Consider the following 23,902-nt stretch of genomic DNA (forward strand, 5'->3'; position numbering starts at 1 on the left):
TGATATAATAAGACAAGTAAGCCAATCACCTCCGGCTTACACAGAAATCGTGACAGGCTCGTGCTGGGCGCTCGCCCGCTTGTTCGGGCGGACGGCAGCGACTACCCAAGTCACGCCGCACAAGAAGCCGCCATCGCTGGCTACATCCGCTGGCACAACAAACGCTCTCAACCCAAACACCACTTCGCCATCGGCTCCAAAATTCGCCGACCCGATTACCTACCCAACGTTGCTTGATGAGGCACTAGCTGTCCTCCGGGGGCATCAGTTTAGAACCTTGGTCGCCGTCAGTCGCGTACTTGAGCCTTTTGCAATGGGTACGTTCGTCGAACATTACGCGTTTCCCCGGAGCGGGCCAAAGGCCGATGGAGAATGCTGATCTCCTTCGTCCTCATGCCAGTTGCAGTTGGATGCGACAACATAGTCACGTCCTCCATTGATCAGATAGAGACGTGCGCGTGGCTCAGATCTTAGGTCCTCATCCAAAACGGATGCCTTCTCCTCGGTAGAGGCTAGGTGTATAGTCAGCGACTCATAGAATTCTGATAGGCAGATCCTTGAGACCATAGTAAAAAGTACATCGATCCTATTGGGTGATTGCGCAGGGTCAATACTGCGTAAGAGCAGCGTGGAATGACTCAAGGTGTAGTGCCAAATCCCAAATGGGCGATCCCACGATGCCAAAGCCTCCATGTGGTACTACCTCTCAGGTCTAGGGAAATCGGGTTGGTCTAGCGTCACGACGTGGCCATTCTCATAGAACGTAATACTATCCCATGTCCGGTTGCTCGTCCTTATCGACAGGCCGACCTGATACATCTCCCACTCGGTCGCAAACCAACTGTCACCTGCACCCTGCTTGTATGCATTTGAGAACTTCTCCGAAGGGTTCCTACCTGCAAACCCGTCAAGTTTGATATGAAGCCGAGTGTTCGGGTCGTTCACGGCCGAGCGAACGTCGGCTTTCCAGTCCTTCGAGTGTAGGAAGTGAGTGAAGCCATTTCTGTCGCTGAACTGTTCAAGACTCTCGGCGCTGTTTCCAGTACCACGTAGGCTTCTTCCGCGGATCCCGAGTGCGACATCCTCATTGGAGTTATCAATATCGATGACCACCCCTGCTCCGTCGCGGATGGTGCCGTCGCCTGGGTGGTAGTAGGTGCCGTCGCCGAGGTCAAAGCGTTTGGACTGCTGAGGACTGGTCCTCTGCGACGGACCTGGCGGGTTGAGTTGGGCGGAAGGGTCGGCGCCGGCGATGGATGCTTCGGTGTCGCAGACGACTGTGCAGGTTGTTGTTTTCGCGGCTTCGTCTGATACAGATCCGACTGGGTCGGTGATGGGGGTTTTTGAGGCGCTGACCTTGTTGCCGCGAGAGTTTCCTTGGGACTTCAAAGACGAGCGAGGGACCTCTATGTGGAGGTTCAGTAGGTGCTGGAGTGCGTTGAGGTCGGCCTGCGTGGGTGGGCGTACCGGAGACCCGCCGCCCGGGCCGCACATGAACCAGCAGCCGCCTGGCGTTGGATCAGTGCCGCCGTCAGGGCTATTTGGGAAGTGGCGGTATGGGCGCGGGGAGTCGTTCCCAATCAGCCCGCAATAGGCCACACAGCCATAGCGGAGAGGGGCCGCTCCGCTGGAACTGCCGCCGCCGAAATGAGGGAAGTTTGACGGCAGATGCTGGAATATCCACAGAAGAATTCCGGCGGCCGCTCCGGTCGGTCCGAACCCTCCTCCTCCTCCGCTGCCTTCGCTCGGCACGCGGGGTCGTGGGGCGGTGCCGGTGCAGCAGACTCCGACGGAGCCGCCACCACCGGCGTTGGAGCCGTCGCCGTCGTTCTGGTCTTGGTGGCCGGTGGGGTCGGTGGCGTTCAGGGGGTTGGCGTTGGCGTAGTCGTATCGGTTTGGGGTGTCGGTGGCCGGGTTCAGGGTCCAGGTGTCGCGGCTGGTGAAGGCGCCGGAGGTGGGGTCGTACCAGCGGGATGCGGTGTTGAGGAGGCCGTCGGCGGACCAGCTGGACTGGTAGCCGACCGCGGAGGTGGTGCCGGAGTTGGCGGTGGGGGCGCCGAAGGGGTCGAGGTTGGTGCTGCCGGTGAGAGAACCGGTGGTGGGGTCGACGGCGCCTGTGATGTCGTTGTGTTGGTCGGCGAGCAGCAAGCGGCCGGTGGCGCCTGGGCGGTCGCTGATGGGGCTTCCGGCCGGGTCTCTGTTGATCAGGGACGATCCGCCGCTGCCGGTCGGTACCGTGACCGGGGTGTTGGTGGGGCCGTCGTAGCCGACTGGGGTGTTATTGACGGTCGCTGTGCGGTCGAGGCTGTCGTACGTGAGGGCCGTCGTGTTCGCGCTGGCTCCGCCACCGTTGTCGGTGATCGAGGTCAGCCGCTCGAAGGCGTCCGTCGTGTAGCTGGTGGTCGGTGATCCGGCGCCGGTGCCGGTCACGGTGGCGCGGGTGCCGCGGGCCGTGTACGTGTAGCTGGTTCCGTCCGACGTGGACGAAAGCTCGTTGCGGGCGTCGTAAGCGGCGGTGGTCGTGCTGGTCTGGCCTGAGAGGGTACGGGCGACGGAGGTCCGGTTGCCGGCGTCGTCCCATGAATAGTTGGTGGCCGACGACCCGTTGTTCCATCCTGTCAGCCGGGCTGAACCGTCGTACGAATACGTGTTTGTCGCTGCTCCGGCGAAACCTGAGGTGGTCTTTCCGGTGAGAAGGTCGTCGTTGTCGTACGAGTACGAAACCGCCGCGCTGGTCGAGCCGCTCGTAGTTTTCGAGGTATCGCTGGCAAGGTCACCGAATGGGTTGTAGCCGTAAGTTCGATTTGCGCCCGTCCCGTAGCTGACTGACGCGAGTTGACCGAGAGCATTCCGCGCGTAAGTCAGCGTCCGGCCGGTTAGCGGATCGGCCGTGGTGGCCAGCTGGCCAGCTTTGTCATAGGTGAATCCAATTGTACCGGCCGCATCGATCCGACTGCTCAACTGGCCGTCGGCGTCGTATCCGAATGTAGTGGGGCTAGCCGCGTTGGCGACATTTGCGGCCGCGCCACCGCCAGACGAGGCCGAGGAGCTGGCGGTGAGTAGTCCACGGTCGTTGTAGCCGTACGTGATAGTGCCGGTGGGGCTGCTGGCCGAGACCAGCCGACTATCCTTGTCCCAAGTCAAAGATCGGGCTGCCGTCGCGTCGGCGCCGGATCCGGTTTGGCTGACGAGGTTGCCAAGCACGTCGTAGGCGCTGGTGGTTGCCACACCGCCTGGCGCGGTTTGTCGAACGTTCTGGCCAGCCGCGTTGTAGCTACTGGTCCAGGTTCGATCGGACGGCGACGAGAAAGTGGATGTCGTGGGTTCGACGACGGATTCGGTCAGCCCCAACGAGTTGTACGTGGTGTCGGTAGCGTTTCCGTTGCCGTCCACCATTCGGGTCTGGTTATCCAAGGCGTCATAGCCCAGACCGACAGTTGTCGTCTTGCCGGTGGAAGGATGGTTGATGACCGAGGTGAGTCTGTTCCCCGCGTCGTACGAATAACCGGTGACGCGTCCTTGCGGACTTGTGGTGGACAGCACGTTGTCGTTGTTGTCGTACGTGCTCGTCGTGACTCGTGGGGCGGGATTTCCTGGACTGCCATCAGGTGCCGAGACGGTGGATTTCGTTGGCCGCCCAGCGAGATCGAAATCCGTATTGGTAGTGACGCCAGTCGGGCTCTTGACCGCCACGGTGCGCCCGGCGAGATCGTAGGTGTAGTCGGTCTCCAGGCCTGTCGGGTCGGTGGTGGCCCTGGGCTGGCCGGCCGCGTTGTACCAGGCCGTCGAAGTATTCCCGGCCGGTGTGGTGAGGCTGGTGAGGTCTCCAGCGTCGCTGTATCCGAGGTGTGTGACGAAATTCGACGGTGAGGTGGCGCGGTCGACGGCGGTGCTGGTGATTTGGAGTCCACGCTCGTCGTAGGTCGCCTCGGTGCGTGCACCAGTTGGGTCCACTGTGGACAGTGTTCGGCCAGCGCGATCGTAGCCAACAGTGGTGACACCGGCGTCCTGTCCGGGGAGGGCAGGATCGGTCTGCGTGATCGGTCGGCCGTAGAGATCGTACGAATAGGTGGTTTGATGACCGAGCGGGTCGGTTGTGCTGATCGGGAGACCGCTGGTGTTGTAATCGGTCTTCGTGGTCGGCGTGATCGGTTGCCCGCCTGGCGGTGTATAGGTCGGGCCGGCGATCATCGTCGGGTCGCCGTGAACATTGCGCGTGATGCTGGTCAGAACGCCGTTCGCATCGCGCTGCTGAGTCGGCTCACCGAATGTGTTGTAGCCGTAGGAGATCGTCGGTCGCACGTTGTCGGTACGTATACCAGCCGTCCACGTGCTGACGGCGGGCGAGGCTTGGGACGAGAGTGCTCCGGTGATGTCGTAGGCGAAAGTGGTGATCCCGCCGGCGGGATCGGTGACAGTAAGCGGAAGACCACGAGTATCTCGAGTCGTGGTCGTCGTACGCTGATGGGTGGCGTCGACAACCTGACTGTCGGTGAGGACATTTCCGGCAGCGTCGTAGGTGGAATGAGTGGTCTCGGACCGATCCGGACTTCGTCTCCAGTAGCGACTGCCTCGACGATGTTGCCATCGGCGTCAAGGGTGAAATTCGATGTGCGCCAAGGCGTGAGGACTGCCGGTTTGGCCGCTCGATTTGCGTGTGCCTGAGCGCTCGCCGACGTATCGATCGAATCGACGTCCTCGACACTGAGCGAGGCCGATTTCTGATTGCCCGCTGGATCATAGGTGTATGACGTGTTCCAACGACCCGGTCCCTCGATCAGGCTCGGTTGTCCAGCAGTGTCGTAATACCTATATGAGAGAGGGAGATCTTCTGCAGCTATCGTTCCGCCCTCGGTATACCCGGGGAGGGTCTCCGACTGGGGTAGGTCATTGTCCCAGTACGTGAATGCATGCGTGACGCCCATCGCGTCGATTGCTTGAGCAAGACGGCCGGCATGGTCGTACGCCCGAGACTCCAACATCAGGCTTGTCGCGGATGGGTTCTGCGGATCTACGCCGTCGCCGGTAGCTGTCGTGGTCAGCAGTTCATGCCGGTCGTTGTAGGTGGTACTGAGATGGAGCCCTGTCTCGGTGACAGCTGAGGTCGGGTCCCCTCGGGTGTCGTACCCGGTGGTTTCGGTTGTCCCGCCGGGCGAAACAGCTGTGCTTAGTCGACCACGATCGTCATACGTGTATGACCAGATGCGATCGGCGTCATGCCCGCCGGTGTCGCTGGCTACCAGCTTCGTTACTTGGCCGTCGTCGGCGTACGCGTATGTGGCATGCGCAGTGTGCGTGACGCCAGTCAGCGAGTTTCCTATGGATGGACTGGTAATCGTTGCCAGGTTCGACAGGCCTGCAAACGTATAGTTGACCGTCCCGTAGTCATGGGCGCCGTCGTGACTGTTGATCGAGGTGACCCGTCCGAGCCCGTCGTAGCCATAATGAGTGACCAAACCGAGAGGGTTTGTGCTGTCGCTGACGTCGCCAGTTGCGGTGTAGGTCAGTGTGGTGTTCTGATTTCGTCGTCCGGCGACAGCGACGAGTTGGCCGAAGGATCCGACCGATGTGTTGGTTCCGTACGCGTACGTCGTCACGGGGTGGGTCGTGCCGGCCGCGTCGAACGCCGGCTCAGTGACAGTCAGAGGCTGACCGTTGGTGTTGTAGGTATAGGTAGTGCAGTAGGTTTGGTCGTCTTGGTCACTGCTGCGCGCGTCGCAGGACTCGGTCAACTTGTCGTTTCGTGGATCAAGCGCATTGCTTGTGTTGAGATAGTAAGCGTAGTAGCTGGTTGAGCATCCGCCTGCCGCAGCTTGACTGGCATCCTGGCACGTCGTACGGGACAGCGTGTTGCCGCGCGGATCCGTCGTTCGTACGGTCGAATGCCCATTTTCGTCGGTGACGCCGGTGGCGAAGCCGTCGTCGTTGTATGCCCAACTGGTCGGGCCGTCGCCGTCGGTACGTTTGACCGCCCTGCCGCCGTGATCCACGTCGAAAACGGAGGTGATATTTGAGCGGGTGTCCGAATGCAGCGTGACCGACCGTTGCGGGGACACCTCGTCCCCGGGGTTGGCGGGCGCTGGAGTGTCGACGGTTGGATCGTCAAGTGTCCAGTTTCCACCGTTGGAGTCGGTGAGCGTGGTGACTCGTTCGGTGGTGGCTCCGTAGTTGATGGACGCGTACCGGTGGCCCGGCAGGTCCACAGTGGTCAGTTTGCTCATTGACGTACGAGCGGCGTAGTGCGCGGCGACTTCGCTGGCGCCAAGCGGATGCCAATAGATGGCCAGGTCGTCGATGGTGCCGGTGAAAGGGTCATAGCCATCGACCGCGGACGGCCAAGAGGTGGTGCGGGTGGTGCCGAGGAACATCTTGGTGATGTCCTGATGGTCGATCAGGCCGGACAGCGTGCCCTGGGCGACTCCGTCGAGATAGAGCGTCTGGGTGTTGATCGCCCCGGAAATCACCGCGTGGTGCCAGTTTCCGTCGTTGACGGTCGCTGCTGACGTGATCGGACTGACGCTGCCCTGCGACCATTCGCCACGCAGTTTGCCGTCGGTTCCCACGTAAAGAACCGGTTCGAAACGGGTTGGCGTGTCCGTGAGTCCGGTGTTTTGCTGGCCCAGCAGCACACCGCTGCCGGTGGTCTTGAACCAGAGCTCCGCGGAAAGGGACAGGGCCGGGCTGGCAAGCTTGTCCGGCAACGAAGCCGTGCTCGGGCCGTTGCCGCCCAGGCCGGTTGGGTCGAATCCGCCGGCGTCGAAAGCGGCCGCCGTGTCGTCGCCGCCTGTCGCGCCGGCGGCGCCGAGGCGGACATTGTCGTACGCTACCTGATCAGCGCCGAGCTTATGGGCGACGATGCTGGACCCGCTAGCTGAGTCGGCGTTGTCGTCAAGCCGCCAGTAGGCATACGGGTTGTCGTCCAGCACCGTGCTCCGGTAGCGGGTGCCGTCCTGATATTGATAAATCGTGCAGGAGCCGGCGGACAATGGCGTGCAGGCCTTGGTAAGGGCGCCATTGGTGTATGCGTACGTCCAGGTCAGCGGTGGAGCATTCGCGTTCGCCGGATCTGTGCTGACCGACGTGACGTGCCCGCTGTCCCAGCTGATGTGCAGAGCCCGGCCAGAGGTCGTGTCGACGATCGTCGCTATTTTCCCGTTGCTGTCGTACGTCCAGGTTTGAGTGTGTCCAGCGCTGTCCACAATAGATATCAGGTGGCCGACGGAGTCGAAGATCGTTCGCTGGCCGCTCGGATCGGTCAAGGTGTATTCGCTGTTGGAGGGCGAGTAAACCAGCGTTGTGTTGCGACCTTCCGGCGGTGCGTAGGTTCCGTCAGGATTCTTGCCGAACCTGGTCTCGCGGCCATCTGATCCAGTTACGACGACATTGCCGGACCCGTCCGTGTCGGACCGAAGTCCGGTGTCCAGAAGCGAAGACCAGCCGGGTCCGAACGCTCCGGTGGTGCGCGAATCGGACGAGTTGTACGACCGGGCAACCGATAACGCGGGGCCCGGCACGTCGATGGACGCGTCGACCGTCTGCGTTGTGTAGTTTCCGATCTGTGCATCCAACCCAGGCGCTCCGCGAGGATCGCTGTTCGCGGACAGATGGCTGGCGATCTCAGGCTGTGGCGCTTGGGTGGTCAGCCAGATCGGGTCCGATATTGGACCATTGGTGACTTGATCAGTGGCCTGCACTGTCCAGAAGTATTTGGTTCCCCACTTCAAGGTCCCCGCAGGCGGTGTCCAGGTTTGCGGCAGTTGCCAGCCTGATGACGCACATCCGACCGGCGCATCGGGGCTTCCGCCGCAGATCTTGAACGAGTATTTCCGTGCGTTGTTCGGCGGTGATCTGTCCGGGTCCACGCTCTCGGCGTACAGGGTCGGCGTCAAAGAAGACACGACGGCGCCCGAGCCGGGCTGGTTCGCGGTGACCGCGGGTGCCACATTGCCCACCGAGAACGGCACGACGCCGAAAGGAACAGTGTACGTACTCGAGAAGAACTGGCCCGATGCATTGCTCATATCAAGCCATAAGTCATATTGACTGGGTGGGAGTGGCGGCACGGTGATGGTGATGGCGGCGTCGCTGCCGGGGGGCAGCGTCACCGTTGGTGCGAACCGGTACGTGCCTGGGCCGACGACCAGCGTCGATCCCTTCATCACCCGGAAAGTCAGCTTCCAGGCGCCGTTGGCCGGCCAGGTGGACGAACCCCAGTTGTAGACGACGACATCGAGATTTCCGGACTGTGTGTTGGTGACAGGCGGATTGAAGACCGGATTCCTGATCTCGTACGACGCGCCTTCTGGCTGGTAGGTGACATCCAGGTAGGGAATGTTGGCTGACACCGGCGACTGCGCCGACGCGAACTTCTTCCAGTCGTTGTTGTCGGTCGTGCTTGCCCGGAGTGTGAAGCCGTACACCGCGATCTTTCCGTGCGACCACTGCGTCATCAGGTCGGCGTCTACCGGAAAGCCTTCACGCGCTGAAGGACACGATGAGTTATAGCCGTGCGCGAAGGACTTCGTGTTGCCGAGATGCGTGTTGTATGCCGCACCTGGCCACGACTTCAGGGTCGACCCAGCCCACGATCCGGTGACTGGGAACATTGTCACGGCGGAGGCTCGGCACGAGTACGACCAGGTCTCGGTCACATTGACGGTCGCGGCGACAATGTACTTGTTCCGGATGTTCGGCAGGACGGAGTTGAAATCGATGTAGGCGGCCGCGTTGTGTCCGCCGCTGTCGTCGGTGTAGTGACCGACCTTGACCTCGGCTTCACTGGAGTGGTCAGCCACATATGGCGACTGGACATAGGTGTCGTCCGCGTCCGCGTTCGTACGGACAGTGGGGTCGACCACCACGGGAAACTGACGGGCCGGATCGTGCAGCCACGCCGAGTCCAGAGTGACCTGCAGGATCCACTGGCCGTCGCGCTGCGACAGCGTATAGGCCACCGCATGGGAAATCTCGCCGTCACCGGTGACTGGGCTGACCTTGGAGTCCTCCATCCATCCCGCCGGAATCCAGGCGCGCTCCACCCCGCCGGCGTCTTTGAGCACGACTGCGCCCGACGCGGAATCCATCGACGGGGCCAGTCCGGTGAGGTTCAGGGGGAACGACCAACTCGAGGGCGCGTCGGCGGAGGAGAGAACGATGTTCTCCTTGACGCCGTCCGACGATGCTGCAAGCCGCAGGTTCGCATCCGGGCGAATGTCGTTGAATGTCAAGGAACTGCCGTCCGGGGCGGTCACTCCGGACACCGCAGCGGCGCCGTCGACGCCGAAACTCACTGAGGTGGGGCCGGTGGTGACTGTTGCCAGTGAGGGATCGGTGCCGGTGGTGCCGAAGCTCGTCGTGACACCGGAATCAGCCGGCACCAAACGGCTGGCGCTCGGCTTCAGTCGTAGGTCAAGCGGGACCATCGCGCCTGAGGACTGGTCGCGGACATTCGCCGTGCCAGCGTAAAACCGCAGCGTGTGGGTGCCGTCAGGGTTGGTGAATTCGGTTTGTCGGGACGTACGCGCGCCCGGAATCTCCCTTGACGCTGTAGTCATCCCGGTCGAGGGCCGCGTCTTCTTTGTCATAGCACCGACGTGCTGCGGCGCGGGCTTCGGCTTGGGGGGCAGGACGGGAGACGAATACTTCGTCTGGGGTGGCACAGCGCCCCGCACAGCGGGGGACTTCACCGCTCCGCCCAGGTGTTTGTCGGTCGCCGAAGTGGCAACCTTTGATGAGCGACCGGCGGCTGTTCCGGTCAGTTGTGTTGGTGCGCTGGCGGATCCGCCGGTAGATCGTGCAACCGCCGCGCCGGCTGGTGGCTGAAGTCCCGGCATTAGTTGAACCACCAGAAGAACAGCCAGAGCGCACGCCAAAACCCGCAAACGAGACATGCTCGCCCGCCTTCCCCGTGAAAGCCAACTGAACAGCCAGCAGAAAGTAACAGGGAGGGATGACAATCGGAAGGGAAAATTTCGATTCGGTCACGAAGTCATGGAACAAAAGCCTCGAGTGGGTAGTCGAGGTGGAAAACATCGGCTTAGATGCGCCTCAGCGCAACGAGTCGGTGGTTAATGAGTCCTTATTCAAGGGTAAAGAAGACCAGGGAAAACGCTCAGGCCCCGATGCGTCGGGGGAGACGCGATCGGGGCCTGAGTGTGCACTCCCGGTTGGGGGAACCGGGATTCAGCGGGGTTTAGCTATGCGGTGCGCTTCCGACGAGCGACGAAGAACAGGCCGCCACCGATCAGGAGCAGGACCGCGCCGATGCCGCCGAAGAGGGCGACGTTCGTACCGGTGACCGGGAGGCTGGCGCCAGCCGGGCTGGTGGAGACCGACACGGTCGGCGGGGCCGCCTGCGACGGGCTCGCGCTCGGGGTCGGCTGGGTGCCGCCCTTGGTCCAGCTCGCCCAGACCATCTTCTTGGCCGAAACCGGTGTGGTGGTGGCAGTGATCAGGGTCTGCGTGACCACGTTGTCGCCACGGAACAGGCGGCCGGTTTCGATGGCAGCCGACTGCAACGCACCGGTGATGGTGGCCTTGCCAGCCGCCGCGCTGGCGGGAACCTTCAGATACGCCTTGCCGCCGTTGGCCACCGAGGTGATGGCGTCGCCGTTGGCATCGACGAGCTTGACGCCCGCCGGGCCCTTGACGGTCAACGGAACGGATTTCGTGCTGGACTTGACGACGAAGGGGCCGATGAGCTTGCCGGCGGTGCCGGTTGCCTTGGCCGGGGTGATGTCCAGGGTCGGAGCCGGCTGAGCGGCCTCGCCGACGTTGGCCACGCCGGTGAGGTAGTTGTAAAGGGCGACCACCTGGGCGTCGTTAGCGCCGTGCTTGCCGCCGGTGGCGAGGTCGACACCGTTGCTGAAGTGCCAGATGGCGGCCTGCGTGCCAGCGATCGCCTCTTGCTCGGTCAGACCCTTGATGAGGGCCGCCGCGCCAACCTTGTCCACGGCCAGGTTCGGGAAGGAGTGCTGCAGGATCCACAGAACCTTGTCCGGCTGGGAGAACTTGTCACCCTTGTTGGGGTAGTTGGCCCAGTCGTCTTCGACCATCGCGGCGTCGCCTGCGGTCTCGACCTTCTGGTCGATGCAGTACGTCTGCACCACCTTGCCGCCGTTGTTGAGCTGGATGTTGATCAGAGCGGTGTAGAAAGGCTTCTTGGCGCCGTTCAGCTGAACGGGCAGGCCCTTGGCGCCAACGCCAGCCAAGTGACCCGTGGCGCCGGGCGCCGCGTACGCCGGGCCTGCCGTCATCGTGATGACGAACACCGCGAGCAACGCGGCAGCTACTTTCAGAACCCTCGTGAATAGTTGCCGGGATGCACTTCGCATATGCCGGGTCTCCTCGCCGTTGAGGCCGTTGTAGGGATGCCAGCTAACAAAGCTGGCGCAATACATATACACGGAGCGGATTGCGGTGTTACCACCGACACGCCATTTTGTTCCCGACCAGGGAAAACGCAGGCCGCGTGTACGCTTTGTCCTATTCATAACAAAAATGCTGATTAGCTATAAATAGCGATGATCATCTGGAACGCATAAGTCACCTAAACACCGGAGCCCCGGCCGAAATGACCGGGGCTCCGAGTGTGCGTGCCCGATGAGGAATCCGGGCATGCAGGTTTTCCTTACGCGGAACGCTTCCTGCGGGCGAAGAAGAACAGGCCGCCACCCAACAGGAGCAGGGCCGCGCCCACCGCGCCGAACAGGGCCACGTTGGTGCCGGTGATCGGCAGGCTGCCGGACGCCTCACTCACCGCGGTGCTCGGGGTCGGCTTCGCGGTGCTGCCCGGTGCGCTCTGGGTCGGCTTGCCGGTGGTGCCGCCCTTGTCGCCGCCACCCCAGGTCACGACGACCGTGATCAGCACCGGAGCCTGGCCCTCGCCAGCGGTGATGACCGGCTGCGCCTTGAGGTTGCCGACGCTGTGGAAAAGCCGGCCAGCGGAGATCAGGCCGAGGTCGACACTGGCCCGGATGGTGGCCTTGCCGGCCTTCAGGCCGGCCGCGACCTTCACCCACACCTTTTCACCGTTGATGACCTGGTGGACCGTCTTGCCCTGCGCGTTGACCAGCTGCACACCGGAAATCGCGGTGAGGGTCAGCGGGACCAGCCGCGCGGTCGTACGAACCAGGAACGGGCCGAACTTGTCACCGGCGAGGCCGGCGGTCGGGCCGGCCGGGATCAGGCTCAGCGAAGAGATCGGCTGCAGCGCGTCACCGATGTTCGCGCCACCCACAAGGAAAGCGTAAAGCTGCAGAACGATCAGGTTGTTGTGCGCGCTGTCCGGGTTGATGCCGTTGGTGAAGTGCCAGATCGCCAGCTGGGTGGCGGCGATGGCCTCTTTTTCGCTGATCAGCTGGATGCCGGCAAGCTTCTGCAGGCTGAGCAGGCTGGTCACCGTCGGGTACGAGTGGTGCACGATCCAGTTCACCTTGGAGAACTGGACGCTGATGCCGGCCGCGGCACCGGAGTAGCCGGCCCAGTCATCCTCGACCAGGGCAGCCTGGACCTTCACCTGGATGGAGAAGTCGGTGCAGTACGACGGAACGAGAGTGCCGTTCGACAGCTGCAGCTTCTGCAGCATCGTCGGGACCTTCTTGCCAGCGACGAACACGTCCTGGCCGGGAACGGCCTTGGTCGGCTCAACCGTGGCATTGGCGCCGGGGGTCTTTGCGACCTGGGTTTTCGCGGTCGAGTCCGCGAAGGACGGGCTGGCGCCCATCGTCAGTGCGAACACCGCGAGCAACGCTGCGGCTACTGCGAGAGTTTTTCTTGCTAGGTGCCTGGGTGTGCTGTGCATATGGCCAAATCTCCTCGCCGTTGAGAGGCCGTTGAGGGGGAACCAGCCAGAGAGCTGGCACCATAGATATACACAGCCGCTCGTTGGGCTTTGCAGGCAGATCCCCAAAAGTCGGTTGACCTGCGGAAAAAGAAAATTCGATTTGGTACGCAACCTTTTCGGGTAGGCCTGAAACGTCCCATTTAGAATGGTTTTTCAGGGATATCTCTGGGTAATTGTTCGTCAGCTGCGAGTAAGTAGAGCGATGGGAAGATGCTCGAGGAGCGCCGACATCCCCACGGATTCCCGAAAGTCGCTGCCCGTCAGCGCATCCGTCCAGGTCCCGGCGGGCAATGCCAGCTCGGTGTCCAGCCATCCGCCTTTGTCATGCAAACCGGCCGGCAGTCTGGTGGCGACCGCGATGGCCTTTGGGGCACCAAAAACATCCCGGCGACAGAAGGAAATCGCGTGGTCCGCGGCGTGTCGACTTGCTATCAGCGGTTGATAGCCGCCGCCGACGTACGTGTCGGGGTCCGTGTGGCGGGCCCGGAGTGCGCGCGAGATGAGCCAAAGTTTGGCTGCACCACTGGCATCCACAGCTGGTGGCCGGTTGCGGTCATTATGCTCGCCAAGCATTTTCCGCCGCAGAGCGAAATCCACCGGTCGCCGATTGTCCGGGTCGACCAGCGAATCGTCCCAGAGTTCGCAGCCGGCGTACGTGTCGGGAACCCCAGGTCCGGCCAGTTGCAGCAGGGTGGCGCCCAGCGAGTTCGACCAGCCGTACTGCGCGATAGTGCCAACGAAAGCGCCGATCCGGGCGGCCAGCGGTCCATTGAGGACAGTGTCCAGCCAGTCGTGCAACCGCTTCTCGAAGTCGGTGTCGACGGCGTCCCAGTTGGTCACCAGACCAGCTTCGCGGACGGCTTTTTCGGCGTACGCGTGCATTCGCCGCGGATCGGGACGGTCGGCTCCGTCCGCCGGCCACACGCCGACGAGGGTTTGCCAGAGCAGGTAACCAATGCTCGGTTCTGGCGGTGCGGCGATCGCGTTCCAGCTGTCGACAGCCTCCGCCCAAGCGGCCGGGATCTCTGACAGGACAGCGATTCTTGCCCGTACGTCCACTGCCCGTTTGGTGTCGTGAGTGGACAGTGTGGTCATGCCAGCTGGCCATCGTAGCGCCTGCTCGGCCAGCCCGAGGTGGAATTCTCCAGGAGTGACCGCGAATCTGCGCGGATCGCCGCCGACCTCGTTGAGCGAGGTCAGTCGGGTCGTACGGTAGAACAGCTTGTCCTCAATGGACTTGGCGGTGATCGCGCCAGTGGTCTGGTGGAACCGCGTGGTGGCCTCACCATCGGTGGCTAGCACCGCGGCGACAACTGAGAGCGCCGACTCCAAATGAGGAGATCGGTGGGCGGCCTCCGCCACTGCGGCGGTGAGCTCGCCCGTGGTGCACGGATAGTCGGCTCGATAGACCGGAACGCAGGCAGCCAGTTCGGCCAGCGCCTCGACGCAGTTCGGTACGTCACCTATCAGGCGGGCGATCCGGCGGAGCTCAGGGCGCAGTCCGGTGCTGGCGGTGTCGAGCTTCAGGTCGTGCTCCGCGCGGTCCAGGCTGGCTCGGTCGCCGGGATCCGCGGTCAGTCGCTCGGAAAGGTCGGTTAGTGCACCTTCGCCAGCGGGATCAACAAAAACACCATCGAGCAGTCGCATCACCTGGTAGCCAGTGGTGCCGGCGACCGGCAGCCCAGGCTCCAGTTTCTCGTCCGTGGCCAGGATTTTCTCGATGACGATCCAGGCCGCCGGAATGGCTTCGGCGAGTTTCGCGAGGTAGCCGGACGGCGACGCCATGCCGTCCGGGTGGTCGATGCGAAGCCCGTCGATTTGGCCGGCAACGACTCGGGGGAGCAGTTGTTGATGGCAGGCCTGGAAAACTTCGGCGTCCTCCTGGCGTACCGCAGCGAGCGTGTTCACCATGAAAAATCGCCGATAACCCACTTCGCCGGCATTCCACGGCACTAGCTGGTAATGCTGTTGGTCGTGCACCTCGGCCGGGGAGCCGGTGCCGGTGCCGTCGGCGATCGGCAGCCGGTGTTCGCCGTACGCCAATTCGCCGTTCTCGACCCGAAGTTTGCCGAGTTCTCCCGGCTCGGCGCCGAGAATGGGCAGCGCGATGCGCGGCCGGGTCCAGTCAATGTCGAAATAATGCGCGTACGCGGAATGGCGACCGTTTTTCAGTACGTCCCACCACCACGCGTTTTGTTTCGGGATTTGCACGCCCATGTGGTTCGGCACCACGTCCACGACAATGCCCAGGCCGGCCGCGTGCAGCCGCTCGACCAGCGCGTCGAAACCGTCCGGCCCGCCGAGGTCGGCGGAGATCCGGGTCGGGTCGACCACGTCGTAGCCATGGGCGGATCCGGCGGTGGCTTGCAGGATGGGGGAGGCGTAAAGGTGGCTCACGCCCAGCTCGGCGAGATAGTCCACCAGTTCGGCGGCGGCCGCGAAGTCGAGCTCGCGGCGCAACTGCAGGCGGTAAGTGGACAGCACGGGCCTGGTCGTCACAGGTGCAACCTCCGTCGTCGGGTTTCCTCCACCGTACGGGCCGGCCGTTTTCGACACACTTCGCCAACCAGACTTTGACAGGTCTCACCTTTTCGCGGCTGGCGATGGGGTCAACCGCTTCCCCATCCTCGGGTTATCCCTATCAGGGAAGAGCCAGGGTTGACGTCAGGGCGGCCACCGAGTGACGGCGCCTTCAGCGCGCTGTCAGTCTTTCGCCATGACTTCCTTGACTGGCCGGCTGGACGCCTCGACTTCCTCGCTGAGCACTGTGTTGCCGTTCGTCGGCGCGCCTGCCTGTTTCCTCGCTGGCTGGGTGCTCCTGCGCCCGATTGGCGGGCAGGCGGAGCCGGGTGGTTGGTGGACCGCCTCACATGCCATGTGGCTTGTTGGCTTCCTGCTTTTTCTGGTGATGGCATTGCAGTTCCGCTGGGCAGCCGCGGCGCGTACGACTGGACAGCGAATCGCGGTGACAGCCTGCGTGGTGGTGGTCGGCCTGAGCGCCATCGCCAACGCCGTCCAAGTCACCCTTGACCTGGTCGGCGGTTTCCAGGCCGGCAACCGAGCCGATCTGCAGCACGCGTTCGCCGCATTCCAGCGAATCCCCGGCGTGTCAGCGGTCTTCTACGGAGTAGGTGCTCAGGTGATTTTCCTCGGCCTGCTGGTTTTCGCGGTCATGGTGTCGACAATCCGACGCGCTGGCTGGTGGAGCACCGCGCTGGTCGTCGTGGGTACGCTCGTGATGAGCGTCGGGACCCTCGGCTTCGGCCGGAACAACTGGTTGGTCCCGGTCGGAATGGTGGGCCTGCTCCTTGGATTCGCCGGCCTCACCCGACTATTCCATTCACCAGCCGAATAGCCGCGCCGCACGGTGGGACGTTTGACGGGCGAAGCGGGCCGCTGGCTTCTTGGGTGGTGTGCGCGGTCGGCTGCCCTGTCGATCATTGTTCCGCGGATCGACGGCAGGCACGCTTCGAGCGTTCACATATTTCCCTTTGCCAAAAGGGAGGTGGGTATCCGTTCAGCGGAGAATGGAGTCACCATGAAGAGTGGAAACGCAAGACGACTCGTCGCGGTCGCTGTTGGTGCGTTCGCCGCCCACTAACTGACCAACGTTCGAGTCGCCATCTCTCGACGCCGCGGGCGGCTCGTACGACTAATCACGATTCTGATATGGATGGACCCGATCGTCGCGCGGGAGATCGGACTCCGGAGCGGCCGCCTCTCGTCCCTACTCGGTCTTTCGCAACAACAACAGAGAGCGCGGCGCGACGGTGACGGTTTTGCCGGCAATGACGGCGGTCGGGTCGCCGTGGGAATCTAGGCCCTCACCGTTGGGGGAGGTGGTGTCGAGCTCGACGACCCACATTTTGGCGTACTCGCCATCGGGGGTGGTGAAGTCGAGATCCTCCTCATGCCCGTTCAGACAGAGCAGGAAAGAATCGTCGACCACCTGCTGGCCGCGCTGGTCGCGCTCGGCGATGCCGTTGCCGTTCAGGAAAACCGCCAGCGCGCGGCCGAAACCGGAGTCCCAGTCGTCGAGTGTCATCTCGGTGCCGGACGGGGTGAACCAGCCGATGTCGCCGAGCTGCCCACCGGTGCCGATCGGCTTGCCGGCGAAGAACCGGCGGCGCCGAAAGACCGGATGGTCGCGGCGGATCTTTGCCGTACGGGCGGTGAAAGCGACCAGGTCGGCATTCTGTTCGGCCATTGCCCACTCCACCCAGGCCAGCGGGCTGTCTTGGCAATACGCGTTGTTGTTGCCCTTCTGCGTACGCCCCAGCTCATCGCCGTGCGAGATCATCGGCACGCCCTGCGAAAGCAACAGGGTGGCGAGGAAGTTGCGCACCTGGCGGGCCCGCAGTTCGACAATGCCCGGATCGTCGGTGCCGCCTTCGGCGCCGCAGTTCCAGGACCGGTTGTAGTTTTCCCCGTCGTTGTTGTTCTCGCCGTTGGCCTCGTTGTGTTTCTCGTTGTACGACACCAGGTCCGCGAGGGTGAAGCCGTCATGGGCGGTGACGAAGTTGATGCTCGCGAGCGGCCAGCGGCCGTCGTCCTGGTAGAGATCCGAAGAACCGGTCAGCCGGCTGGCCAGCTCACCCAGTGTCGCTGGCTCGCCGCGCCAGAAGTCTCTCACAGTGTCGCGGTATTTCCCGTTCCACTCCGTCCACAGTGGAGGGAAGTTGCCGACCTGGTAACCGCCCTGCCCGACATCCCACGGCTCGGCGATCAGCTTGACCTGGCTGACTGTCGGATCCTGTTGCACCAGATCGAAGAACGCGGACAGCTTGTCCACGTCGTGCAGCTCGCGGGCGAGCGCCGAAGCGAGGTCGAAACGAAAACCGTCGACGTGCATTTCGGTGACCCAATAGCGCAGCGAGTCCATGATCAGCTGCAACGTGTGCGGGTGCCGGACGTTGAGCGAGTTGCCGGTGCCGGTGTAATCCATGTAATACATCGGATTGTCGTCGGTCAGCCGGTAGTACGCGGCGTTGTCGATGCCACGGAAGGAAAGTGTCGGACCGAGGTGGTTGCCTTCGGCGGTGTGGTTGTAGACCACGTCGAGAATGACCTCGATGCCGGCCGCGTGCAGCGCCTTGACCATCGACTTGAACTCGGCCACACAGCCGCCGGGCGCGGTCGATGACGCATACGCCGCCTCCGGCGCCAGGAAGCCGATCGAGTTGTAGCCCCAGTAGTTGCGCAGCCCGCGCTCGCTCAACGCCCGGTCCTGGACGAACTGGTGCACCGGCATCAGCTCGATGGCGGTCACCCCGAGCGTCTGCAGGTGCTCGATGACGGCCGGATGGGCCAGCCCCGCATACGTCCCACGCTGCTCCGGCGGCACCTGCGGATGCTGGATGGTCATCCCGCGCACATGCGCCTCGTAGATGACCGTCTCGTGATACGGCCGGTGCGGCTGCCGGTCGGCGCCCCAGTCGAAATACGGGTTGACCACGACAGACGTCATGGTGTGACTGAGCGAGTCCTCTTCGTGGCGCTGGCCGGGGTCGTTCAGGTCGTACGAGAAAATGGTGTCGGAGGCGTCGATGTCGCCGACGAAAGCCTTCCCGTACGGGTCGAGCAGCAGCTTGGACGGGTCGCAGCGCTGACCGCTGGCGGGATCGTACGGCCCGTGGACGCGGTAGCCGTAAAGCTGTCCGGGCTGGATATCGGGCATGTAGCCGTGCCAGACATAGCCGTCGACCTCCTCCAGCTCGATCCGCGCCTGCCCGCCGGTGGCGTCGATCAGGCACAGCTCGACCTTCTCCGCCGCCTCGGAGAAGAGGGCGAAGTTCGTCCCGGCGCCGTCATAAGTGGCGCCGAGCGGGTACGCGGCACCTGGCCATGGGACCCGGGACATGCTCGGCTGGGTCATCTGATCACCACGACGATGGACTCTAGCGGTCGGCACCGACCGTACTGGCCGCACCGGGACATCCCGCCTTCTCGTCCCGCAAGCTTGCCCATCCGTCCCCATATACCCGCAGGTAACACGCTTATGCGCTGGCGAGCGACCGGGTTTGAGCAGGCGTGGGCTAGCCGAGGAAGCCGCGGAGCAGGGCGGCGGTGCCTTCGAGGTGTTCGGCCATCGCGGACCGGGCGGAGTCCGGGTTGCCGGCCAGGATGGCCCGCAGGATCCCCCGGTGCTGGCGTTCGGAGTGGTCGATGTTCCTGGGCAGCAAGGGGATGGCGTCCAGCAGCTCATTCGCTCGTACGCGCGCGTCGGCGACGGCGTTGAGTAGCAGCGCGGAGCCGGACGCCTCGGCGACCGCGAGGTGGAAACGCGAGTCCGCGGGCCGGTAGTCGGCGGCCTGGGCGCAGGCCTTCTGCCGCTCGACGAGATGCTGTTTGTCGGCTTCGTCCAGCGGCGCTCGGGCAGCGGCCGCGGCGGCGCCACACTCGACCGCCTCGCGAAAGACCAGCACGTCCTCCAGCGACGCGGCGGTCTCCGGGGCGAGTGGCGCGGTGGGCGCAGCGGGGGAGACCACGAAAGTGCCCCCGTACCGGCCGCGCCGGCTGGTCAGATGGCCAGCGTCGGCGAGCGCGGCAATGGCCTCCCGTACGGTCGCGCGGCTGACGCCGAGCCGACTGGCCAGCTCACGCTCGGGCGGCAACCGGTCGCCAGGCGAGACGACACCGAGCCGGATCGTCCGCAGCAGCGCCTCGACGGCTTCCTCGAAAGCGTTCCCGGCCCGCACCGGCCGCAACACGGCGTCCGCCGCGGCAAGCCGGCGTCCGGGAACCGTTGACATGGGTACGAGCCTCCTGCCACGCTGTCGCACAGTCAATGGACTGAGACTAGACCATTAGGAGCCGATATGGCCGCCTCCTCCGATGAACAGCGACTCCATCAACTCGGCTATGCGCAGGAACTGCGTCGTACGATGTCCGGCTTCTCCAACTTCGCGGTCTCGTTCACGATCATCTCGATCCTGTCCGGCTGCCTGACTTTGTACGGCACCGGAATGAAAACCGGCGGTCCCACCGTGATGGTGTGGGGTTGGCTCTTTGTCGGTGTGATGACCCTGCTGGTGGGTCTGTCGATGGCCGAGGTCTGTTCCAGCTATCCGACCGCGGGCGGTCTCTATTACTGGTCGGCCAAGCTGGCGCCGAAAAACCCGGCGATGTGGTCGTGGTTCACCGGCTGGTTCAACTTCCTCGGGCAGGTGGCGGTCACCGCCGGCATCGACTTCGGTGCCGCGTTCTTCCTGAACGCCCTGCTGGACCTGCAGTTCGGCTTCGACGCCCGACCGTGGCACACCATCGTGCTTTTCGCGATCATTCTGTTGGTGCACGGCCTGCTGAACACCTTCGGTGTCAAACTGGTGTCCGTCCTCAACGACGTGAGCGTGTGGTGGCACGTGGTCGGCGTGCTGGTCATCGTCGGCGCGCTCGCGATTTTCCCGTCTCACCACCAGTCCGCCGCAACGGTCTTCGGTGGCTTTGTCAACATGACCGGATGGTCGTCGCCGCTTTACGTGGTTTTGCTGGGCCTTTTGATGGCGCAATACACCTTCACCGGCTACGACGCCTCGGCTCACATGACCGAGGAGACGAAGGATCCGTCCAAGGCCGGCCCGTGGGGGATTGTCGGATCCATCGTGGTCTCGCTGGTCGCCGGCTGGATTCTGATCGTCGGGCTCACCTTCGCCATCCAGAACTACCATGGCGCGGTGAACAGTGCGACCGGTGTTCCGCCCGCGCAGATTTTCCTGGACGCGCTGGGAAGTGTCGGCGGGAAGCTGTTGCTGGTGATCGTCGTGGTGGCCCAGCTGTTCTGCGGAATGTCCTCGGTGACGGCGAACTCGCGGATGATTTACGCCTTCAGCCGGGATGGCGCGCTGCCGGCTTCGGGACTGTGGCACAAGATCAACAAACGCACTCGTACGCCCACCAACGCGATCTGGCTCGCCGCTGGCGGCGCGTTCGTCCTGGGTTTGCCGTACTTGTGGAACAACACCGCTTACGTGGCTGTCACGTCGATCGCGGTGATCGGGCTCTACATCGCGTACGTCCTGCCGACCTTTCTGCGGCTGCTGCGGGGCCGTGATTTTGAGCGCGGGCCGTGGCATTTGGGTCGGTGGAGCCTGCCGATCGGCATCATCGCGGTGCTGTGGGTCGTGTTCATCACGATTCTCTTCATGCTGCCGGCGTCCTATCCGATCACCAAGGACAGTTTCAACTACACACCGATCGCGGTCCTGGTGGTGCTCGGCTTCGCCGGCATTTGGTGGGTAGTGTCGGCGCGGAAGTGGTTCACCGGTCCCAAGGTGCAGGGCAGTGCCCAGGAACTGGCCGCCATCGAAAGCGATCTGGAGGTCGTGTGAGCGACACACAGCCGGGCCGTGGCCGGCTCACCGTGGAGCAGTTGCGGGCGGAGGTGGACGCGGGCCGGATTGACACGGTCTTGGTGGCGTTCACCGACATGCAAGGGCGACTGCAGGGCAAGCGTACGGACGCGCGTTTTTTCGTCGACGACGTGCTGAGCCACCACGCCGAGGCATGCAACTACCTGCTCGCGGTCGACGTCGACATGACGACGGTTTCCGGCTATGCCGCGTCTTCCTGGGAGCAGGGCTACGGGGATTTCGTGACCATCCCGGATTTGTCGACCCTGCGGTGGATTCCGTGGTTCGAGGGCACCGCGCTGGTGCTCTGTGACCTGGAATCCACCGAAGGCGCCGGCGTCGGCCCGTCGCCCCGGCAGATTCTCAACCGGCAGCTGGAGAGACTGGCCGAGCGCGGCTGGAAGGCGTATGTCGGCACCGAGTTGGAGTTCGTGGTTTACCGGGACACATACGAGCAAGCGTGGCAGCAAGGTTATCGCGACCTGCACCCGGCGAACCTCTACAACGTCGACTATTCGCTGCTGGGCACGGGTCGGGTCGAGCCGTTGCTGCGGGCGATTCGGCTCGGCATGAGCGGGGCGGGACTGACCGTCGAGTCGGCCAAAGGCGAGTGCAACCTCGGGCAGCACGAGGTCGCGTTCCGCTACACCGACGCGCTCGCGACCTGCGACAACCACGCGATTTACAAGACCGGTGCGAAGGAAATCGCGGCCCAGCAGGGCATGAGCCTGACATTCATGGCCAAACCCAACCAGCGGGAGGGAAACTCCTGCCACATCCACCTGTCGCTGCGCGACTCGTACGGGACACCGGTGCAGGCCGGGCCGGACGGCGTGTCCGGCATGTCGAAGATCGGTGAGCATTTCCTTGCCGGCCAGCTCGCCACCATGCGGGACATGAGCCTGATGTTCGCGCCGAACATCAACTCGTACAAACGCTATGCGGCTGGTTCGTTCGCGCCCACCGCGATCCGTTGGGGCCGTGACAATCGTACGTGCGCGTTGCGGCTGGTCGGGCAGGGATCGTCACTGCGGGTGGAAAATCGGGTGCCGGGCGGCGATGTCAACCCCTATCTGGCGGTGGCCGCGATCATCGCCGGCGGGTTGCACGGCGTCGAACAGGAGCTGCCGTTGGAGCCGATTTACGCCTCCAACGCGTACGACGACGAAAGCGCGCCGCGGGTGCCGAACACGTTGCGGGATGCCGCGCAGCTGTGGAAATCCAGCGATTTCGCGGCGGCCGCGTTCGGCGCGGATGTCGTCGCGCACTACGCCAACATGGCTCGGGTTGAAATCGAGGCGTTCGACGCGGCCGTCACCGACTGGGAAATGATCCGGGGGTTTGAGAGGCTATGAAGCTGGTCAATCCAGCGACCGAGGAGGTCGTCGGCGAGGTCGCCGCGACCGACCCGGACGGGGTGGACGCCGCGATCGCGCGGGCCCGCAAGGCGTACGAGAGCTGGCGGCAGGTGGCGCCGGCCGATCGCGCCCGGCTGTTGCGCCGGTTCGCGTCCACTGTGGACAGTGCGATTGAGGAGCTGGCCAGGCTGGAGGTCGCCAACTCCGGGCACACCATCGGCAACGCCCGCTGGGAGGCGGGAAACGTACGAGACGTGCTCGACTATTACTCCGGCGCGCCGGAACGGCTGTTCGGCCGGCAGATTCCTGTGCCCGGTGGGATAAATGTGACCTTCGCCGAGCCGTTGGGCGTGGTCGGGGTGATCGTGCCGTGGAATTTCCCGATGCCGATCGCCGGCTGGGGATTCGGACCGGCGCTCGCGGCCGGCAACACCGTCGTGCTCAAACCGGCCGAGCTCACCCCGCTGACCGCTCTGCGGATCGGTGAGCTCGCTTTGGAAGCGGGCTTGCCGGAGAACGTGCTGCAAATCGTGCCAGGCGCTGGATCGGTGGTCGGCGAACGGTTCGTCACCCATCCGGACGTGGCGAAAGTGGTCTTCACCGGCTCCACCGAGGTCGGCACCCGGGTGGCAGCGGGCTGCATGGCGCAGGTCAAGCCGGTGACTCTGGAGCTGGGCGGGAAATCCGCCAACATCATTTTCGCGGACGCCGACCTGGTCAAAGCCGCGGCTACCGCGCCGTACGGAGTTTTCGACAATGCCGGCCAGGACTGCTGCGCAAGATCCCGGATTCTGGTCCAGCGCTCGGTTTACGACGAGTTCGTAGCGTTGCTGGAGCCGGCGGTGGCCGGTGTGAAGGTGGGCGATCCCGGTCTCGACGACACCGAGATGGGGCCGCTGATCAGCTCGGCGCACCGGGACAAGGTGTCGTCGTACGTGCCGGCCGGGGCCTCGGTGTTGTTTCGTGGCAGTGTGCCGGGCGGGCCGGGTTTCTGGTTCCCGCCCACGGTTCTCGCGCCGGAGTCGACCGACGATCGGACCGTACGGGAAGAGATTTTCGGCCCAGTCGTGGTGGTTCTGCCGTTCGACGACGAGGCCGACGCGATTCGGATCGCGAACGATTCACCCTACGGCCTGTCCGGGTCGATCTGGACCAGCGATGTCGGCCGCGCGTTGCGGACCGCTCGCGCGGTGGAAGCCGGCAACCTTTCGGTGAATTCGCATTCCTCCGTACGATATTGGACGCCGTTCGGCGGTTTCAAGCGCTCGGGGCTCGGCCGGGAGCTCGGCCCAGATGCGCTGGATGCTTTTACCGAGACCAAAAACGTCTTCATCTCAACCGACATCTAGACG

Annotated in this window: 11 protein-coding genes; 4 read left to right on the plus strand and 7 right to left on the minus strand. The window is 63.7% G+C overall.

Annotated elements, in window-relative coordinates; translation table 11 throughout:
- Positions 1-699: 699 nt before the first annotated feature.
- The 5 genes from ABD301_RS22410 to treY form a co-directional block, all read right to left on the minus strand.
- Positions 700-4,302 (minus strand): RHS repeat-associated core domain-containing protein, encoded by a 3,603-nt coding sequence (locus ABD301_RS22410; RefSeq protein WP_344312351.1) that lies wholly within the window; start codon positions 4,300-4,302, stop codon positions 700-702.
- The gene (locus ABD301_RS22415) at positions 4,227-9,554 is read right to left on the minus strand and encodes a LamG-like jellyroll fold domain-containing protein (protein WP_344312352.1); all 5,328 of its coding nucleotides are present in this window, start codon (positions 9,552-9,554) and stop codon (positions 4,227-4,229) included. The genes ABD301_RS22410 and ABD301_RS22415 overlap by 76 nt, the downstream gene beginning before the upstream one ends.
- Positions 9,555-10,196: 642 nt before the next feature.
- Positions 10,197-11,333 (minus strand): Cys-Gln thioester bond-forming surface protein, encoded by a 1,137-nt coding sequence (locus tag ABD301_RS22420; protein WP_344312354.1) that lies wholly within the window; start codon positions 11,331-11,333, stop codon positions 10,197-10,199.
- Positions 11,334-11,629: 296 nt separating this feature from the next.
- On the minus strand, positions 11,630-12,739 hold the full coding sequence (locus ABD301_RS22425) for a thioester domain-containing protein (protein ID WP_344312357.1): 1,110 nt from the start codon (positions 12,737-12,739) through the stop codon (positions 11,630-11,632).
- A 285-nt stretch (positions 12,740-13,024) separates the two neighbouring features.
- Positions 13,025-15,343 carry a malto-oligosyltrehalose synthase gene (treY, locus tag ABD301_RS22430; protein WP_163568033.1) on the minus strand — a complete coding sequence of 773 codons (2,319 nt, stop codon included), beginning with the start codon at positions 15,341-15,343 and terminating at the stop codon, positions 13,025-13,027.
- A 217-nt stretch (positions 15,344-15,560) separates the two neighbouring features.
- Between treY and ABD301_RS22435 the strand changes: the two genes are divergently transcribed.
- The gene (locus ABD301_RS22435) at positions 15,561-16,199 is read left to right on the plus strand and encodes a hypothetical protein (RefSeq protein ID WP_163568032.1); all 639 of its coding nucleotides are present in this window, start codon (positions 15,561-15,563) and stop codon (positions 16,197-16,199) included.
- A 372-nt stretch (positions 16,200-16,571) separates the two neighbouring features.
- Here the strand turns inward: ABD301_RS22435 and glgX are convergent, their stop codons facing one another.
- Both glgX and ABD301_RS22445 read right to left on the minus strand, forming a co-directional pair.
- Positions 16,572-18,719 carry a glycogen debranching protein GlgX gene (gene glgX, locus ABD301_RS22440; RefSeq protein WP_344312358.1) on the minus strand — a complete coding sequence of 716 codons (2,148 nt, stop codon included), beginning with the start codon at positions 18,717-18,719 and terminating at the stop codon, positions 16,572-16,574.
- A gap of 160 nt (positions 18,720-18,879) precedes the next feature.
- Complete coding sequence (locus tag ABD301_RS22445) at positions 18,880-19,596, minus strand: FadR/GntR family transcriptional regulator (RefSeq protein WP_163568030.1); 717 nt, start codon at positions 19,594-19,596, stop codon at positions 18,880-18,882.
- Between the two features lie 66 nt (positions 19,597-19,662).
- On the opposite strand from ABD301_RS22445, the gene ABD301_RS22450 reads away from it, so the two are divergent.
- From ABD301_RS22450 to ABD301_RS22460, 3 genes are read left to right on the plus strand one after another with little or no spacing between them, the layout of a single operon-like run.
- Positions 19,663-21,171, plus strand: coding sequence for an amino acid permease (locus ABD301_RS22450; protein ID WP_344312359.1), 1,509 nt, complete (start codon positions 19,663-19,665; stop codon positions 21,169-21,171).
- A complete protein-coding gene (locus ABD301_RS22455) occupies positions 21,168-22,547 on the plus strand; it encodes a glutamine synthetase family protein (RefSeq protein WP_344312360.1) in 1,380 nt (459 codons plus the stop codon). The genes ABD301_RS22450 and ABD301_RS22455 overlap by 4 nt, the downstream gene beginning before the upstream one ends.
- Positions 22,544-23,899 (plus strand): aldehyde dehydrogenase family protein, encoded by a 1,356-nt coding sequence (locus ABD301_RS22460; protein ID WP_163568029.1) that lies wholly within the window; start codon positions 22,544-22,546, stop codon positions 23,897-23,899. Before ABD301_RS22455 ends, ABD301_RS22460 begins: the two co-directional genes overlap by 4 nt.
- Positions 23,900-23,902: the final 3 nt, after the last annotated feature.

The sequence above is a fragment of the Fodinicola feengrottensis genome (assembly GCF_039530045.1).
GTDB classification, from domain to species: Bacteria; Actinomycetota; Actinomycetes; order Mycobacteriales; family HKI-0501; genus Fodinicola; species Fodinicola feengrottensis.

What these genes read in the sequence shown, in the direction of transcription:
- ABD301_RS22415 (WP_344312352.1), bottom strand. Translation starts at nt 9,554, where the DNA reads ATGACTACAGCGTCAAGGGAGATTCCGGGCGCGCGTACGTCCCGACAA.
- ABD301_RS22420 (WP_344312354.1), bottom strand. Translation starts at nt 11,333, where the DNA reads ATGCGAAGTGCATCCCGGCAACTATTCACGAGGGTTCTGAAAGTAGCT.
- ABD301_RS22435 (WP_163568032.1), top strand. Translation starts at nt 15,561, where the DNA reads ATGACTTCCTTGACTGGCCGGCTGGACGCCTCGACTTCCTCGCTGAGC.
- glgX (WP_344312358.1), bottom strand. Translation starts at nt 18,719, where the DNA reads ATGACCCAGCCGAGCATGTCCCGGGTCCCATGGCCAGGTGCCGCGTAC.
- ABD301_RS22445 (WP_163568030.1), bottom strand. Translation starts at nt 19,596, where the DNA reads ATGTCAACGGTTCCCGGACGCCGGCTTGCCGCGGCGGACGCCGTGTTG.
- ABD301_RS22450 (WP_344312359.1), top strand. Translation starts at nt 19,663, where the DNA reads ATGGCCGCCTCCTCCGATGAACAGCGACTCCATCAACTCGGCTATGCG.
- ABD301_RS22460 (WP_163568029.1), top strand. Translation starts at nt 22,544, where the DNA reads ATGAAGCTGGTCAATCCAGCGACCGAGGAGGTCGTCGGCGAGGTCGCC.